Raw genomic sequence first — 16,071 nt, 5'->3', positions numbered from 1 at the left:
CGGTCAGAGAAATCATGAGTCAGACACCAGACGCGGGACAGCACGCGCTCATCCTCCCGACCCTCACAACGCCCGAACCCCCTGTGCACAAACTCGACCACCGACCGAACCTCCGCGACAACTGGCGTTCGTTGATGGCAGGGAACGCGCGCAAGAGAGACGCAGCATCCGGGCGCCGGACCCGGAGAGGGCTCGCGGCGTCCTCGTCTCCGACGCGTATGCCCATATCGAGGCCCACAACTGGCAGTTAGGCGGGAGGCCGTCGTGAGTGACTAGCGGCGGCTCTCCGCCTCCGCGTGCAGGGCCCGCTCCGGCACCGTGACGCCCGCCCCCGTGGGTGCCCAAAGGGTCGCCGCGGAGAGCAGGGTCACGGCCGCCGCGCCCATGAGCATGGGTACGTTGCCGAGCCAGGCGGCCAGCGCGCCGCCCGCAAGGGCTCCCACCGGCACCGTCGTGAGCAGCACCGCCTGCACGAGTCCCGCGACGCGGCCCTGCATGCCGTCAGGGGTGACCAGTTGCTGCGTGGTCGTCATGGAGATCATCCATACGGTGCCGGAGAGGCCGTAGCAGACCTGGTACGCGAGCAGCACGGGGAAGGCGAGGCCCAGCGACGCGGCCGGGATCAGGAACACGGCAGCGCCTGCCGCGAGTCCGAAGATCTGCGTGGCCCGCCACAGCCCCGAGGTCCTGGCGAAGCGTCCGGCGAGCAGGGCGCCCGCCAGGGTGGCCGCGCTGTAGGCCGCGTACGTCGTGCCCAACTGCCAGGCGGGCAGGGCGAGATCGCGGGTCGCGTAGAAGACGTAGAGGGCGGCCGCCGCACCGCTGCCGAGGTTGAGTCCGGCGCCCGCCAGGACCATGCGGCGCAGCCGGCGCTCGGCGCGCACCACCGCGAGTCCCGTACGCAGCGAGCCGGCCAGGGACTTCGCGCGGGAGGGCTCCCGCGAGCCTGTCAGCGCGTTCAGCGCGGCGGGCAGCGCGAACAGAAAGAGCGCCTCGATTGCGTAGGCCGCACTGCCCGCGAGGAGCGCCGCGTCGGCTCCGAGGAGCCCGACCATGACACCGCCGAGCGCGGGCCCGCCGACCTGTCCGCTCGTACGGGCCGCGGTCAGCGCCGAGTTGGCGGCGAGGAGCCGCTCCGGTCCGACGACGCGCGGCAGCGCTGCCTGGAGCGCGACCGAGAGCGTGAAGGTCAGGGTGCCCGAGACGCCTGCGACCACGTACAGGTGCGCCAGGGTGACATGCCCCACCGCGCCGGCCAACGGGATCGAGCCGACGACCAGGGTCTGCAGGGTGGTCACCCACACGAGGAGGCGGCGCAGCCTGATCCGGTCGACGATCGCTCCGGCCAGCGGGCTCAGCACGGCGCCGGGCAGATAGGTCAGCGCCAGCAGCGCGGCCGCCCCGAACGGCCCCGCGCCGAGGTCGGTCACGGCCAGCAGGGTCAGTGCGAGAGCGGTGATCTGCCGCCCGACGGAGCTGGCGACCTGCTCGCCGCACAGCAGCACGAAGGGACGGTGGCGACGCAGGGGGACCATCCCGTCGGCCCGTGACGCGCCCAACCCTCAGATCCCCGTGCAAGGAACAGGCCAGCGGTGCAGCCGCGGCGGCAGGGCCACCGCCCAACCGTCGGCGACGAGAGCGAGCCGCTCGGCCGCGAGCAGGTCGACGGCCTCCCGCTGCACGGCGTCGAGTTCACCGAGCGCCGTGGGCTCCTGGACCGTGGCGAAGGTGGCGAGCAGATCCGGGTGGTCGAGGGTGAACCTCGCCGAGGCGGGCCGCTCTCTGCGGTCCATGACGGTGATGAAGTCCGGGCCGCGGCGGTGGTAGAGCATGCCGGCGGGGAAGGCGGCGTACGAAGTACGCCAGGCGCTCAACTCACCTGGTTCGTCGGGCCGTTCGACGGGTGGTGGGAGGTGGTGCAGCATCCGTACGTACGAGGCGTCATGCGTGTCAAGCGGGTCGTCGCCTCGCGGCCGGTCTTCGTAGGCGATCTCCCAGTGCGTACGGAGCCGTTGGCTCTGGCACTCGCGCAGGAACTGGACCGCCACCGCCCTCTCGCGCCCCGCCCCGCCCAGGCGCAGCGGCACGTCCACGTGGACCTGTCGGCCGATCACGCGGTGGGGGACGGACGCGGGAATCCCGGTCATCCGGCCACCTCCTGACGGTCCGTGGATTGCGGAGCCGGGTCGGGGTCGATGCGGTCCGGTACGTCCCACGTGGGCAGGGACACGTACGTCCGCCCGTCGCGGAACACCAGCCCCGTCGCCTGAGCCTGCTGGATCCACCCGCACAGCTCCTCGGCCGGGATGTCGTGTCCGTCGCCGGCCAGCAGCCGGTGCAGCGCGGGCTCCGTCCGCCCGTCCTCGAGGCGGCGCAGCGCTTGCGCCTGCCAGCCGGTCAGCCGGTGGGTGCGGCGGGGCCAGCCGTGGCGCCGGTCGTGCACGAGCAGTACGTCCACGCCGTCCTCCGGCTCCGCTTCCTCCATCACCAGGCTCGATCCGTGATGTCCGTCGCGCCATGCCGCGACGGCCCGCTTGAGCCGGCTCTCGGTCTCTCCGCCGATGCCCGCGTCGTCCGTCGCGAACAGGTAGACGAGGTCGGTGAGTTCGGACTCGGGCAGCTCGTAGACATGGCGGTACATCTCGGCTGGGCGCCGCTTGCCGAAGCCGAACCCCGGGTCCGTGAAGTTCGGGCTGAACCGCTCCAGTTGGATGCGGTGGGCGCCGCCCGGGGGCTGCAGGTGGACGAGCGCGGGCAGTTGGTCGACGACCGGGGCGTAGTCCTCGACGGTCTCGCCCGGGAAGCCGTACAGGTAGTTCCAGGTGACGGTCAGCGCGTGGTTCTCGCACTCACGGAGTGTGCGGATGTTGCGGGCGCCGCTGACGCCCTTGTCCATGAGGTCGAGGACCCGGTTGCTCAGGCTTTCGATGCCGGGCTGGATGAGCACGGCTCCGGCCCGCCCGAGGAGGGCGATCTGTTCACGGTTGAGGTTGGACTTGACCTCGTAGTGCATCCGCAGGTCCCAGCCGCTCTCGGCGGCGAGGGGCAGGAAGTCCTTGAAGTACGCCATGTCGATGATGTTGTCGACGGTGACGACGTCGAGGATGCGGTGCCGTCGTACGAGGTGGTCGATCTCGCTCCACAGCTGCTCGCCCGACTTGGCGCGGAACGCCATGGAGGAGCCGTTGAGCCCGCAGAAGGTGCAGTGGTGCTTCTCGCCCCACCAGCAGCCGCGTGCCCCCTCGACCACCAGCTTCGGGTAGACGTATTCGAGGATGGGGGATGCGTCGAGGGCTGCCTGCCACTGGTCGTAGTCGGGCGCGGGGATGTCGGAGGGCGCCACGGTGCGCCGGGACTCGGTGTTCGCCCGCGAGACCCGGTCGTCCGTCTGCCCTTCCCACCAGCACAGGCCCGGTACGTCGGCGGGTGGCGTGTCGGCGTCCAGGTGGCGCAGGAGCGCCGGGAAGGCGTACTCGCCCTCGCCGCGCACCACGTGGTCGACGAAGGGATGGTTGCGGTGCAGGGCGTGCCCCATCGGGCCGTCGCAGTTGCTGCCGCCGAAGACGACGGTAAGCCCTGGACGGCGGCGCTTGAGCTCCCTGGCCAGCGCGAGCGAGGGCACGTTCTGCATGAACGTGCTGGTGAACCCGACGACGTCCGGTTCCTGGGCGAGCACCTCCGTCGCGCACTCGGCGATGAACTCGGTCGCGTGGACCCGCATGTCGGAGGCCGTGTCGATGCAGAGGCCGCGACGTGCGGCGTACTCCGTCAGCCGGGCGACGCCCCAGTTCTCGTCCTCGTACAGCACACCCGAGAAGACCCAGTCACCGAGGCCGTCGAAGATTGAATCGCTGCCGATCGCCTCGTAGTTACCGGGGCGCAGCCGCCCGCCGGACCGCTCGAGGAGGAACTCCGCCCAGCGCAGCGAGCCGTGGAACTCACGCACATCGTCGTCCGGGCGGACCTGCCGCAACAGCTGGTGCAGCAGGCCCACTTGGAGAGAGGGCAGATCGATCGGGTGCCACGGCATGGTCACCAGCTGTACGCGCACACCACTCTCCCCCGTCACCGTCCCCTCGATATCCCGCTCACGCTCACGTTCCCGCCCGGTCAGCGGGTCGGCGGGCGCTTCTCCATGACAGCGGGCTTGCGGTTCGTGCGCTCCTCTTCGCGGATCACTACCTTTTTGATCTCCACGACTCTCCCCTGGTCGACGACCTCGAACTCACGTGCCACACAAAGCAGTTCACCTTATGGGGCATCACATGCGCCCCACAAGAACCCCGACAGCGGAGCGGCCCGCCCATCAGAGGCCGTGCAACACGGGATCACCGAGAGCGACTTTGGGGTATTCGGTGTCGCCAGGGACGTCGCCCTGCTCATGGCCCTCGATCGTGAGGGTGGCAACGCCGGTCAGGCCCACGGTCACCTTCACCGGCCGGTTGATCTGCGCGGTCACGCGAGGACCCCGCTCATAGGGGCTGTCATGACACCGCCCACCGCGCGGATGGAAGACCCCAGCCGAGGCACTCAACGAACACCTACACTCGGCCCAGGAAGCCGGTATTGCGACGACCAGTTGAATCCGCCCGCCGTCAGAGGTCAGGATTTGAGCGATGCCGAGATGCCCCCTCACGCACGGGGCCTATCCTCGTTCTCACGACCCGACGAGTGCCGGTGGAATTGACTTGGTTCGATTCGAGCAAACGGGAATCCGAGCGTGACTGAAACGCCGCACATTGGTCACTGGCGACAGGAACTGGTGCAGCAGATAGCCGTTGTGCCGCAGCGAGCTTGTCGAGGAGCTGGTCGGCCACCTGGGGTGCGCAGCCGGCGAGCTGGGCAGCGGTACGTGCGGTGAAGGCCATGTCGCCGACGACGCCGAGAAGCCGGAAGAACCGGCGGGACAGCGCGGGGAGCGACTCGTAGGCGACGCTGAACGCGGCCCGTACGGCGGTCGAGGGGTTGTCGCCGAGGGCGAGGAGCTCCAGCGGGTCGCCCTCGCGCAGCGCCTCGACGAAGGACTCGACGGACCGCCAGGGCCGTCCGGCGAGGTGTCCGGCGGCGATGCGCAGGGCGAGCGGGAGCCTGCCGCACAGTTCGACGAGTTCGGCGACGGCCGTGCTGCACAGGGTCCCCGGGGCCCGGCCGAGGACGGCAGTGAGGACTTCCTCGCCCTCCTTCTGCGACAGCAGGTCGAGGGCGAAGCTGCGGGCGCCGTAGACGGCGACGAGGTCGGGCCAGTACTCGCGATGCAGGGCGAGTACGGCGCAGCTCGGCGAGCCGGGCAGCAGGTCGGGGACCTGTTCGCTGTCGTTGACGTCGTCGATGACGATGAGCACACGCCGGTCGGCGAGCCGGCTGCGGAGCACACCGGTGAGCTGGTGCCGTTCGGTGGGCAGTGCCGAGACGTCGGCGCCGGAGGAGTGCAGCTCGGCGATGATGTCGTGCACGGACCGGGCTCCGCCGCCGGCGTCGTGGAGGCGTACGTACCACTGCCCGTCGGGGTAGGCGGAGCTGAGCCGGTGCGCGGCGCGCAGCGCGAGCGCGGTCTTGCCGATGCCGGGCGGGCCGACGAGGCTGACGAGCGGTACGGCCGCGCGCTGGCGGGGAGAGAGCGCGGCGACGACCTCCTCCAGCAGTTCCTCCCGGCCGACGAAGTGGGTGGCCTCGGGGGGGAGTTGGCGCTGCACCACCCAGGGCGCGCTGGGGTTGGTGGGCTGCACCTACGGGCCGGGGTGCACACCATCGAGCACTGCAGTTTCCTCGACGCGTCCGGCGCGATCGTCCCGGATCACGGCCTCATGCGCCGGCTCGCCGCGAACGGCGTCCACGTCTGTCCGACCATCAGCGTCCGTTTCACCGAGCGCTGGGACCGACGCGACCCGCGCCAGCTGCCTGCCCTGCCAGCCCTGCACCGGCAGGGCGTCCTCGTCGTCGCGGGCACCGATGCGGGCACGGACGGCGCGCCCCACCACGCGTACGTCGAGGGCCTGATCGGCATGGCCCGGCTCGGTCTGCCGCCCGCGGAGATCCTGGAGGCGGCGACGTCCCGCGCGGCCCGCGCCCTGCGCGTCGAGACGCTGACCGGCCGGATCGGACCCGGCCTGCGCGCCGACCTCATCGCGGTCGAGGGCGACCCGCTGCACGACGTCACGGCCCTGCGGGCCCTGCGCCTCGTCGTCGCGAGGGGACAGGAAGTCCGCTCACCGTCCCAACCGCCCCGCGCCGACGAGTGGGTGCAGTGAGCGGTACAGGCGGCCCACGAGCAGGGTGGGCAGGCTGGGCCGTAGGCGTGCGCGGCATGTGTGCGTGCACGAAGCGTTCGGCCGTACGAGTGGTGCCACGGGCGTGGAGCCGCGCTCCGTCACCTCTCCACCGCCACCGGCGACGCTTCCCTCATGCATGGTGAACCCGAACGACCCACGCCCGGCACATCACCGGCCCCGTCCCCTGACCACCTGGCCCTCCCGCTGGCCTGCGCTCTGTTCACCCAGGACGCCACGTCGGCCGCTGCCCGTCTCCTGGGACTCCCCCCCGGACCCCGCCCCGTCCCCGTCCCATGACTTCTCCTCGTACGCCGCCCGCGCGCTCGGCGTCTGAGCAGGACGGGCCGCACCACCCAGCTGGCGGACACACGCACGCGAAGTTCCGCAGCTTCGAGCCTGGGCGCGCCCGGTCCGTCTCATCTGCCCAGCCGCCGTAATAAGGCCCAGCGCCTGACCGGCCTTTCCGTACCCCGTGCCCTCGCCGAACCCCCTCGGCGGCCAGTGCCTGCGGAATCAGGAGCGACCGGCGGCGGAGCACGGGCGGAATCACCAACCGCTCCTCGTCGTCCCTGAGCGCAGCCACGGCCGATTGAAGGGAACCCAGTCGCGTGGGGGTCGGGAGATGCGCTTCCCCTACCGTTCCACGCCGTGTCGCTTCGCGTAGTAGACGACGCGCCGCCATTCCGCGACCTCGTCGTCATTGGGCTCGGCATGACGGACACGCCCCTCGGCGACCAGCCGCTCGACCAACTCCGTCGCCTTCGCTTGTCGCGCGCGAGCGACGGGCCGTTCGAAATACGGCATCGCGCTGCGCGTTCGGCCCGTGGGTCCGCGCCGCCCGTCGCTTGCCGCCGAAGCCGAAGTCCCCGCGGACATCACCTGGTCACCGCTGTCTACAAACGCCGGGGCGTCGGGATAATGAACCGCCCCGGGTTCGGTAGAGATCTCAGATTGCGGCGGCCCACGTGCTCATCGACACCGACGGCCGCGTGGCCACCGACCTGAGAGTCTCCTTGACCGACCGGTGCAACCTGCGCTGGGCGAGAACGCCCATTCCAGGGAGTTCACTGAAGAGGCTTACCGGCTTGCCGGTGAGCCCAAGGAACGAGTGGTTGTGCCTGGCGCCGGTCACGTGGATCTCTACGATCGCGTCAACCCCATCCCGTTCGACAAGTTGGCCACGTTCTTCCGGAGCAATCTGAAGTAGCCAAGCGCGCCGCCGGGGCAGAACGCTCAAAGAGTGTTCTGCCCCGGCGGGCATCTTTGGTTCGAATAGTCAGGTGGCGCCAGTTCTTGGCGGATTCTCGGGTCAGTCGTCGGCCTATGAGGTCGATCATCTCGACGTGGATTATGGCCTCGGAGCGGTGAGGGTGTGTCTCGTAGTCGCGGTCGAAGGTCTTTGACACATGAGCCAGCCGAAGGTCCGCCCGGTCGTTCCCTCAGGGGGAGTGCCTTACCCCAGGAGGATTTATTCCAGGAAGGAAATCTCCCCTTTTTGCGCGTGCACCTTATGTCACTCTGGATTTCGTGGCCGTCGACAGAACCGGCCCAGCGGAAGGTGCACGGCCAACGACACCTGATCGATCGGGTCCCGGCCGGTCACCCTGTCGCGCACGTTGCCGATGAAATGGGCATCAATGATCGGCAAGACGTCCCCCAGGGCGACCGGATACAGTGCGCGCGTCGGCAGTCTGGTTACTTGAGAAAAGGGGAAGCGTGACCGCCACCAGCGAAGCCCGAGCCGCGGACGGTGCGGCGCATGCGACCCAGCAGGGCCGACTGCGCCGCGTGATGCGCTACATCCCTTTGATCGCCCCCGTCCTGCTGTGGACCGTGCCCTGCTGGGTGCTGCTGCACGCCGGCCAGCACTGGCCGCTCCCCGTGGCGATAGGCGGCACAGCCCTGTTCGTCCTCGGTCTGATCGCTATGCCGCTCGCGATGGTGCGCGGCCACGGCCGACGGCAGCAGGACTGGGCGGCGATCGTCGGAGACACCCTCCTTGGGACCAGCTGGGTGCTGTTCACCTGGTCCGTCCTGCTCGGCGTCCTGCTGCGCCTCGCCCTGAGCGTGGCCGGCGTAGGCGACGGTCAGACCCGGGCCCGGATCGTCACTTGGACGGTCCTCGGCGTAGCCGCCGTGCTGCTCGCCTGGGGGTACGCCGAGGCCCGCCGGGTGCCACGGGTGCGCCACCTCGACGTACAACTCCCGCGCCTGGGAGCCGGATTGGACGGCACTCGCGTCGTCCTCATCACCGACACCCACTACGGCCCGCTCGACCGCGCCCGCTGGTCGGCGCGGGTCTGCGCGAAGGTCAACACCCTGGACGCCGACCTGGTCTGCCACACCGGCGACATCGCGGACGGCACGGCCGAACGCCGCCGCCCCCAGGCCGCTCCGCTCGGCACCGTGCAGGCCACCCGGGCCCGGGTCTACGTCACCGGAAACCACGAGTACTACAGCGAGGCCCAGGGCTGGGTCGACCTGATGGACGAGCTGGGTTGGGAGCCGCTGCGCAACCGTCATCTGCTGCTCGAACGCGGCGGCGACACCCTTGTGGTCGCCGGCGTGGATGACGTCACCGCCGAGTCCTCCGGCCTGGCCGGCCACCGCGCCCACCTCGCCGGAGCCCTGAACGGCGCCGACCCCGACCTGCCCGTCCTGCTCCTGGCCCACCAGCCCAAGTTCGTCGACCGGGCCGCAGCAGGCGGCATCGACCTCCAACTCTCCGGCCACACCCACGGCGGCCAGATCTGGCCCTTCCACCACCTCGTCCGCATCGACCAGCCCGCCGTCGCCGGCCTCAGCCGCCACGGCACCCGCACCCTCCTCTACACCAGCCGCGGCACCGGTTTCTGGGGCCCGCCGTTCCGCGTCTTCGCCCCCAGCGAGATCACCCTGCTCGTACTCCGCTCCCCGCAGCGGCCCCCCACACTGCCCCTATAACGTGGGTTTTGACTGTGGGCCTGACCAGGTGGAAGACCTCCCGGGCAGCGTAGCGTTTGAGACATCGGACAATTTCGCGTCGGGTCTTGCCCTCCTTGATACGGCGTTCGTAGTAGTCCTGGGTGCGTGGGTCGACGCGCAGGCGGGTCTGCACGATCCGGTGCAGGGCGGCGTTGGCCTGCCGGTCGCCGCCACGGTTGAGGCGACGGTACTGCCGACTGCCCGAGGAACGCTCGACAGGGCTGACCCCGCACAGCGCGGCGAAGGACGCCTCACTGCCCAGGCGTTCCGGGTTGTCCCCCACCGTGACCAGCAAAGTGACGGCCGTGTCCGGACCGATACCCACCACAGCGAGTAGCTGCGGCGCGTGGCGTTCCACGAGCCGTGCCAGGCGGCCTTCCAAGTCCCGGATCTGCTCGGTGAGCTGTCCGACGCGCTGGGCCAGCAGACACAGGGTGATGCGGGTGGCCTGCAGCACCACCTCTTCACCGTCCTCGTCGTTCTCGCTGTCGTCGGCGAGCCGTAAGCAGGTACGGAAGAGTTCTGCATTGCCCAGCACGGCCAGTTCTTCCCGCAGGTTCGGGTCGGCACTGACGAGGGCAGCCTTGAGCTGATAGATCGCCTGGGTGCGCGCCTTGACCGCCGACCCCTTGGCGAGCCTGTACATCCGAGCGATCTCCACCGGTCCATCGCCCGACTTGGCCTGGGCACGCGCCCGCCCGCTCAGCACCGACCGGGCCGCGCTCTGGGCATCGAGTTAACGGCTCTGGGACACGACGGCTTGGCGGATCTTGGTGGTGAAGTCGGGGGTACGGGCGATCGGTATCGCCGCCCACAGGGTGCATCGCAGGCAGCCGCTCCCTCTCGCGTCCCGGCGATCAGCTTGTACACGTACGAGTGCCGGTTGGTGCCGGGGCTGTTGCAGACGGAGGCGTATGCGCGGACGCTTTTCGAGAACCAACTGCCGCCGCTGGGCGATGATCTAGTCGAGGCCCAGTGAACAGCGCGCGCCGAACGGCAGCGGTTGCTATGGGATCGGCCGAACACCGCGTACAGCTTCATCTTGGAGGAGCACCTGTTCCTGCGCCGCACGGGTGGGGTGGAGGTCACAGGGGGCTCATCGACCATGTTCTCGAAGTCGCACAGCAGCGGAACGTCGAGATTCAGGTCATGCCGCTGGTCAGGGAGACACATGCCGGACTGGCAGGCCCAATGCAGTTGCTGGAAACCGCTGGGCACCAATGGTTTCGCCTACAACGAGGCACAGCGCGGCGGCCTGTTCATCTCCGACGCGAAAGAGCTAAGCGTGCTCCAGATTGCGGTATGCCAGGATGCGCTCACAGGCTCCCCCTCGACGACTCCGTGAGCCTGTTGCAGCGGATGCGGGTGGCGGCCCGATTCACGACGGTGAGATGGCGGGAGCGTTCGCTGATCGCCGCCTCCAGCCGCGGCAGGTCGCCGAGCGACCGCAGCCAGGCCATGAGCATCAGATTCCGCTGTCCCGCCAGACCGCAGCACAGTCGGACGTCCGGCAGTGCGGCCAGTGCACGTGCCGTGGGATCCAGGTGCTCCGGCGGCACGCTCGCCCAGAACACGGCGGTGTACGGCCACCCTGAGATGGACTGCGCCATCTCGCAGCGCAGTCGCAGCAGCCGGTTCGCCAGCAGGCGCTTCACGCGGCGGCGCGCAGTGGGCTCGCTGATCCCGGCGCGGTCGGCGAGCAAGGAGTACGGCATGCGGCCGTCCTCGTGCAGCAGCTGGTACAGCTCCTGGTCGGTGCCGTCCACTCGCACGGCGCCCGCGGTTGCGGGCCGGGTGTCGGCCGACTCCAGCGCACGCTGCTGTGAGGGTTCGAGGCTGCGCAGCCGCCACCGACTCGGCTCGCTGTAGCCCACGGTCCGCATTTCCGCACGGTACGCCCGGACGCCGGGCAGCCGGCCGACGGTGTGGCGCAGGTAGGCGGACATCTCCGCGGGTGTCCGCAGCGCGATCGTGACCAGCAGCCCGTACGGCCCGGTGATGTGGTGGACGTAGCGGACCGGGTGTTCGGCGCTCAGCGCTGTGGCGACGTCGTCCAGTTGGGCTGGTGCGCACTCGATCTCGACGTAGGCCATGCAGAACTCGTTGTGCAGCGCCGGGCCGAGCACGCAGGTCACCCACGCCAGTCCGGTATCGCTCAGCCGCTCCCAGCGGCGCGCGACCGTCACCGGGTCGAGTTCGAGGGCGCGTCCCAGTTGGGCCCAGGATGCGCGCGGGGTGACCTGGAGCGCGTTGATCAGCGCCAGGTCCTTTTCATCGACGGAATCCTGCGGCATGCCTCTCTCTACCACGTGCTTGCTCGACAGATGAACCCAACTCAGCCGGCAGAAGTGACGGTTTGCTGCGTATCGGCGGCGTATCCGCGAGGCTCGCCAATTCTGGTGGCCACACACGTCGAAGGAGGTCGCGGATCGCCCATGGATGCGAACGCCGAGGAGAACAGGGAGAGCAGGAAGCGAGGGGAGGGACGCGTCAGCAGCAGGTACGCGCCCGGACGGCACGGCACTGCCGGCCTTGGGCCTCGGGACCGGGTCGTCCGCGAGGCGGTCCGGTCCGGACTGGTCGGCCCCGCACACCTGGTGGCCGGTTTCGTCGACACCGACGGTGTCCGGGCATCCGTGCGCGACCTGCGCGAAACATTCGGCCACGCCCCGGTGCTGCACACCTTCGCCGCCAAGGCCGCCTCCCTCGTCCCCGTCCTGCGGCTGCTCGCCGACTGCGGCATGGGCTGCGAGGTCGCCAGCCCCGGCGAACTGCGCCTCGCGCTCGCCGCCGGATTCGCGCCATCCATGATCGTCCTGGACTCGCCTGCCAAGACCTGTGAGGAGATTCATCAGGCGCTCGCCCTCGGTGTCGCACTCAACGCCGACAACCTCGATGAACTGCGGCGCATCCACGCCCTGCGTCCCGCAGACTCCGCGGACCAACTGAACGCCCGTGGGACGGTTTCGGGACTGTAAAACGTTCGGTGTAACTCCCGATCATGGAAGATGCATCGATGACCAGTGAGAACGTGACCGAGCCCGGAAGTGTCCAGTCGGACGAGCCGCGGTCGGCCAAGTCTGTGGACGACCAGCTGATCGACGAGCTGGTGGGCCGGGCTCAGTCCGAGGGCCTGCAACTGACGGGCGAGGGCGGGCTGTTGCAGCAGTTGACCAAGCGGCTGCTGGAGTCCGCTCTGGAAGGCGAGATCACCGACCATCTCGGCTATGACAAGCACGATCCGGCGGGCAAGAACGGCGGCAACTCCCGCAACGGCACTCGCGGAAAGACCGTGCTCACCGACGTCGGGCCGGTGGAGATAGCCGTGCCCCGCGACCGCGAGGGCACCTTCGAACCCAGGATCGTCAAGAAGCGGCAGAAGCGGCTGTCCGGGGTCGACGAGATGGTCATCTCCCTTGCCGCGAAGGGCCTGACGACCGGCGAGGTCCAGGCCCACCTCGCCGAGGTCTATGACGCCGAGGTGTCCCGGCAGACCATCTCCACCATCACCGACAAGGTCCTTGAGGGGATGGCCGAATGGCAAAACCGGCCGTTGGACACCGTCTACCCGGTCATCTTCATCGACGCCATCCACGTGAAGATCCGCGATGGAGCCGTGGCCAACCGGCCCATCTATGTCGCCCTGGCGGTCACCGCTGAGGGTCGGCGGGAGATCCTCGGCCTGTGGGCCGGCGACGGCGGCGAGGGCGCCAAGCACTGGCTGCACATCCTCACCGAGATCAAAAACCGCGGCGTGAACGACGTCCTCATGCTCGTCTGCGACGGCCTGAAGGGCCTGCCCGACGCGGTCGAGACGGTCTGGCCGAAGACGATCGTGCAGACCTGCGTGGTGCACCTGTTGCGGAACTCCTTCCGCTATGCCGCCCGCCAGGACTGGGACAAGATCGCCAAAGTGCTCAAGCCGGTCTACACCGCGCCGACCGAGGAGGCCGCCCTGGAACGGTTCGCCGAGTTCGCCGACGCCTGGGGCGGCAAGTATCCGGCGATCGTGAAGCTGTGGGAGAACGCCTGGGAGGAGTTCACTCCGTTCCTCCGGTTCGACACCGAGATCCGCCGCATCGTCTGCACCACGAATGCGATCGAGTCGGTGAACGCGCGGATCCGCCGGGCGGTCAAGGCCCGCGGGCACTTCCCCAACGAGCAGGCCGCGTTGAAGTGCGTCTACATGGCGATCATGTCGCTCGACCCCACCGGCAAGGGACAGGCCCGCTGGACCAGCCGCTGGAAGACCGCACTGAACGCTTTCGACATCACCTTCGACGGCCGCCTCTCAGCGGCCCGCCAGTAACCCAACCACCCTGGTTACACCGCTCGTTTGACAGACCCACGGTTTCTACGACATGTGCCATGTGGTACCCAGGGAGGGGCCCAAGATCAGGACGGGAGCCTCTTCTGGCCCGTCAAAGCGGTATTGCAGGGTGTTCGACGGTGTCTCACTCACGCCTCAGACCTCACGTATCAAGGAAGCCCCTATCGCGGGGGCTCGCAGGAAGGCGGACTGCATCGTGACGAAGTGGGCGAGCTCCTCTGCGGCACCGCGTGGCAGGCCGGCGACCGTGGTCTCTGGCAATGTCGTGATGACGGTCCGCAGCCGGGCGCAGAGCTCTGGTAGCAGGGCCCAGGCCGAGGCAGGAGCGTTGACGGCGGCGAGCAGCAGGTCGCCCTCGTAGAAGTAGGCGTCGAGCAGCGGCTCCTCGATCAGCAAGCGCACGGCGAGTGGAAGGACGTAGGGCAGTGCCACCTGCTGTGAAATGAGGGTGCGCAGATCCGCGGGACGGAGTTCGTCCAAGGGCACACACCGCAGCTCGTGCACGGTGCGCACCAGATGTGTCGCGTCAGCGGCAGGAGGCATCCAGCGGGGTGGTCCAGTTCGTCGAGCGTGCGGTCGAGGTGCAGCAGATGGTCCACGGGCTTCATTCTCACCAGACCGCTGTGTGCTCTCAGGCCGGACCAGGTGGAAGACCTCGCGTGCCAGGTAGCGTTTGAGGCAGCGGACGATTTCCCGTCGCGTCTTGCCTTCCGCCGTGCGCCGTTGAAAGTAGTCCCGGGTGCGGGGGTCGAGCCGGAGACGCGCGTACACGATTCGATGGAGTGCCGCGTTGGCCTGCCGGTCTCTCCCGCGGTTGAGCCGTTCCGGTTCGTATCCGTACAGAGCGACTGCCAGCCAGTTCACCAGGTGCGTGATGGTGTAGCACTGGTCGTAGGTACGGAGCTGGTCGAAGAAGTCAGCCTCATCCTGTGTGAGCTCAAAGCGCCAACCTGCGGTAGACGTCGACGGAGTGGAGCCAGAATCATCCTGGCTCCACTCCATGGTGCGGACGTGTCACTGGAACTGTGCGAAGAACCTCCAGATCTCTGCCTTGGTCCAGGTGGCGACGCCGCTTTCGTTGGGGGAGCCGTCGACCGGACCGGGTATGTGGTCTCCGTCGAACGCGGCCCATTGGACCGGGTACCCGGCACGGCAGCCCGAGTAGGTGGTGGTGATGTGCGTTCGGCTGCCCGGCGCGGGCTCGCGCGGGCTCTGGGGAGTGCAGCCGTTGTTGCTGACGAATCTGTCGCGCAGGGACCGTCCTTGCGTGATGTTGAGGACGGAGTCGCTGATGCCGTGGATTCCGAAGTAGGCGATGGGCTGGGTGCCGCCGCTGCACCCGCTGATCTCGGCGCCGGAGATGACCGCGACGGCCCTGAAGACGTTCGCCCGGGAGCATGCGAGTGCGTAGCTCATGCCGCCGCCCCAGCTGAAGCCCGTGGCGAAACGCTGTGCCGTGTTGACGCAGAGGCCGCCCTCGATTCGCCGGATCATGTCGTCGACGAAGGTGACGTCCTCACCGCCCGCATTGGCCCAGCCGTTGCCGAGGCCCTGGGGGGCGACGAGGATCGCGGTGTTGTTCGACTGTTCCTGTTGGCCGTAGTAGGACCAGGCGTTCCCGCTCGTTCCGCCCGAGGCGACGTCTTGGGCGGTTCCGCCCCGCCAGTGGAACGCGAAGATCAGCCGGTAGGGGTGGCTGTTGTTGTAGTTGTCGGGAACCCTGAGGATGAAGCTGCGGCTCTTACCGCTGCTCTGGATCGTGTGGGTACCGCTCGTCAGAGTCGGGGCGCTGCCGCATCCGCCGCCGCCGGACGACAGCTTGATCATCTGCCATTGCTGGTTGGCGCCGCCCCAGTCGGTGTACTGGACGACGTTGCCGCCGTCAGTGGTGGAGGCGCCCTGCACCTCGACCGCCTTGCCGCTGTTGCGATTGATCAGCCGGACGTGGCCCGCGTCGGAGTCGGCCAGGCGGAACTGCTGGTTGGCCCCGTTGTGGTCGGCCCACTGCTGGATCGCGGCACCGTCTGCGGTCGAGGCGCCGGCCACGTCGAGAACCTTGCCCGAATGCCGGGCCTTGAGCCGGTAGAAGCCGCCGCCGGAGTCCACGAACTGCCACTGCTGGTTGGCTCCGTCGTTGCGCGTCCACTGGCCGACCCGCGCGCCGTCGGCGGTGGACTCGCCAGAGACGTCCAGCGCCTTGCCGCTGTTGCGATTGACCAGGACGTACCAGGCATTGGTGTCCACCGTCGCCGCCTCGGCGGGCGCCGGATTCACCGCGGTGAGCATGCCGATCGCGAGGGTCGCCGCCACCACGGCGGCGACCCGGGACCACCAGCGATGTCTTGGTGGAGGGGCGGGGGAAGCCGCACCGTAGGTCTTCATCGATTCACTCCTTCCTTTGTGGCAGGTCCCATCAGGTGCGGGTCCAGCGTTGGTTGCTGCTGTTCCAGCAGGAGTAGAGCTGGATCAGGGTGCCGTTGGCGATGCCGCCTGCGGCGGCGTCGAGGG

At 69.0% G+C, this 16,071-nt stretch carries 12 protein-coding genes and 6 pseudogenes; 5 read left to right on the top strand and 13 right to left on the bottom strand.

The annotated features are described in order from the left end of the window. Positions 1–272 precede the first annotated feature (272 nt). From H1D24_RS31625 to H1D24_RS31605, 6 genes are all read right to left on the bottom strand, one after another. Entirely contained in the window at positions 273–1,535 is a 1,263-nt protein-coding gene (locus H1D24_RS31625; protein WP_181661156.1) for an MFS transporter, read from the bottom strand. Between the two features lie 27 nt (positions 1,536–1,562). Then, positions 1,563–2,147, bottom strand: a complete 585-nt coding sequence (locus H1D24_RS31620; RefSeq protein WP_181661155.1) for a DUF5825 family protein — start codon at positions 2,145–2,147, stop codon at positions 1,563–1,565. Next, positions 2,144–4,051, bottom strand: a complete 1,908-nt coding sequence (locus tag H1D24_RS31615) for a RiPP maturation radical SAM C-methyltransferase (protein ID WP_181661154.1) — start codon at positions 4,049–4,051, stop codon at positions 2,144–2,146. The genes H1D24_RS31620 and H1D24_RS31615 overlap by 4 nt, the downstream gene beginning before the upstream one ends. A gap of 59 nt (positions 4,052–4,110) precedes the next feature. Then, positions 4,111–4,236, bottom strand: a complete 126-nt coding sequence (locus H1D24_RS42810; RefSeq protein ID WP_256223277.1) for a hypothetical protein — start codon at positions 4,234–4,236, stop codon at positions 4,111–4,113. 70 nt (positions 4,237–4,306) lie between these two features. After that, positions 4,307–4,459 carry a hypothetical protein gene (locus H1D24_RS31610; RefSeq protein ID WP_181661153.1) on the bottom strand — a complete coding sequence of 51 codons (153 nt, stop codon included), beginning with the start codon at positions 4,457–4,459 and terminating at the stop codon, positions 4,307–4,309. A gap of 136 nt (positions 4,460–4,595) precedes the next feature. Continuing rightward, positions 4,596–5,726 (bottom strand): NB-ARC domain-containing protein, encoded by a 1,131-nt coding sequence (locus tag H1D24_RS31605; RefSeq protein WP_309484505.1) that lies wholly within the window; start codon positions 5,724–5,726, stop codon positions 4,596–4,598. Between the two features lie 12 nt (positions 5,727–5,738). Between H1D24_RS31605 and H1D24_RS31600 the strand changes: the two genes are divergently transcribed. After that, positions 5,739–6,248 (top strand): amidohydrolase family protein, encoded by a 510-nt coding sequence (locus H1D24_RS31600; RefSeq protein ID WP_181661152.1) that lies wholly within the window; start codon positions 5,739–5,741, stop codon positions 6,246–6,248. A gap of 654 nt (positions 6,249–6,902) precedes the next feature. On the opposite strand, the gene H1D24_RS31595 is transcribed toward H1D24_RS31600, so the two are convergent. Both H1D24_RS31595 and H1D24_RS43730 read right to left on the bottom strand, forming a co-directional pair. After that, complete coding sequence (locus H1D24_RS31595; protein ID WP_181661151.1) at positions 6,903–7,073, bottom strand: hypothetical protein; 171 nt, start codon at positions 7,071–7,073, stop codon at positions 6,903–6,905. Positions 7,074–7,552: 479 nt separating this feature from the next. Next, positions 7,553–7,698 (bottom strand): annotated as a pseudogene (locus H1D24_RS43730) (IS5 family transposase); the annotation flags it as partial. Positions 7,699–7,985: 287 nt separating this feature from the next. Between H1D24_RS43730 and H1D24_RS31590 the strand changes: the two are divergent. Then, on the top strand, positions 7,986–9,212 hold the full coding sequence (locus H1D24_RS31590) for a metallophosphoesterase (protein ID WP_181661150.1): 1,227 nt from the start codon (positions 7,986–7,988) through the stop codon (positions 9,210–9,212). Here the strand turns inward: H1D24_RS31590 and H1D24_RS31585 are convergent. Then, positions 9,160–9,969, bottom strand: a pseudogene (locus H1D24_RS31585) (transposase); the annotation flags it as partial. The gene H1D24_RS31590 and the pseudogene H1D24_RS31585 overlap by 53 nt on opposite strands. 117 nt (positions 9,970–10,086) lie before the next feature. Here H1D24_RS31585 and H1D24_RS42805 point away from each other — a divergent pair. Continuing rightward, a pseudogene (locus tag H1D24_RS42805) lies at positions 10,087–10,604 on the top strand (DUF5753 domain-containing protein); the annotation flags it as partial. A gap of 275 nt (positions 10,605–10,879) precedes the next feature. Here H1D24_RS42805 and H1D24_RS31580 read toward each other — a convergent pair. Continuing rightward, a pseudogene (locus H1D24_RS31580) lies at positions 10,880–11,527 on the bottom strand (Lrp/AsnC family transcriptional regulator); the annotation flags it as partial. A gap of 282 nt (positions 11,528–11,809) precedes the next feature. Between H1D24_RS31580 and H1D24_RS31575 the strand changes: the two are divergent. Together H1D24_RS31575 and H1D24_RS31570 are read left to right on the top strand one after the other, a co-directional pair. Then, positions 11,810–12,190, top strand: a pseudogene (locus tag H1D24_RS31575) (diaminopimelate decarboxylase); the annotation flags it as partial. A gap of 59 nt (positions 12,191–12,249) precedes the next feature. Then, on the top strand, positions 12,250–13,542 hold the full coding sequence (locus H1D24_RS31570) for an IS256 family transposase (protein WP_258564451.1): 1,293 nt from the start codon (positions 12,250–12,252) through the stop codon (positions 13,540–13,542). A gap of 156 nt (positions 13,543–13,698) precedes the next feature. Here H1D24_RS31570 and H1D24_RS31565 read toward each other — a convergent pair whose 3' ends face one another. The 3 genes and pseudogenes from H1D24_RS31565 to H1D24_RS31560 all read right to left on the bottom strand — a co-directional run bounded on the left by H1D24_RS31565 (position 13,699) and on the right by H1D24_RS31560 (position 15,876). Continuing rightward, positions 13,699–14,106, bottom strand: coding sequence for a contact-dependent growth inhibition system immunity protein (locus H1D24_RS31565; RefSeq protein WP_258564463.1), 408 nt, complete (start codon positions 14,104–14,106; stop codon positions 13,699–13,701). A 96-nt stretch (positions 14,107–14,202) separates the two neighbouring features. Continuing rightward, a pseudogene (locus tag H1D24_RS42800) lies at positions 14,203–14,385 on the bottom strand (IS110 family transposase); the annotation flags it as partial. Between the two features lie 192 nt (positions 14,386–14,577). Next, entirely contained in the window at positions 14,578–15,876 is a 1,299-nt protein-coding gene (locus H1D24_RS31560; RefSeq protein ID WP_181661234.1) for an RICIN domain-containing protein, read from the bottom strand. Positions 15,877–16,071: the final 195 nt, after the last annotated feature.

This window comes from Streptomyces himalayensis subsp. himalayensis, assembly GCF_013778455.1.
GTDB lineage: Bacteria > Actinomycetota > Actinomycetes > Streptomycetales > Streptomycetaceae > Streptomyces > Streptomyces himalayensis.
Note: the sequence above shows the minus strand (reverse complement) of the source record. Positions and strands in the feature narration are given on the sequence as shown.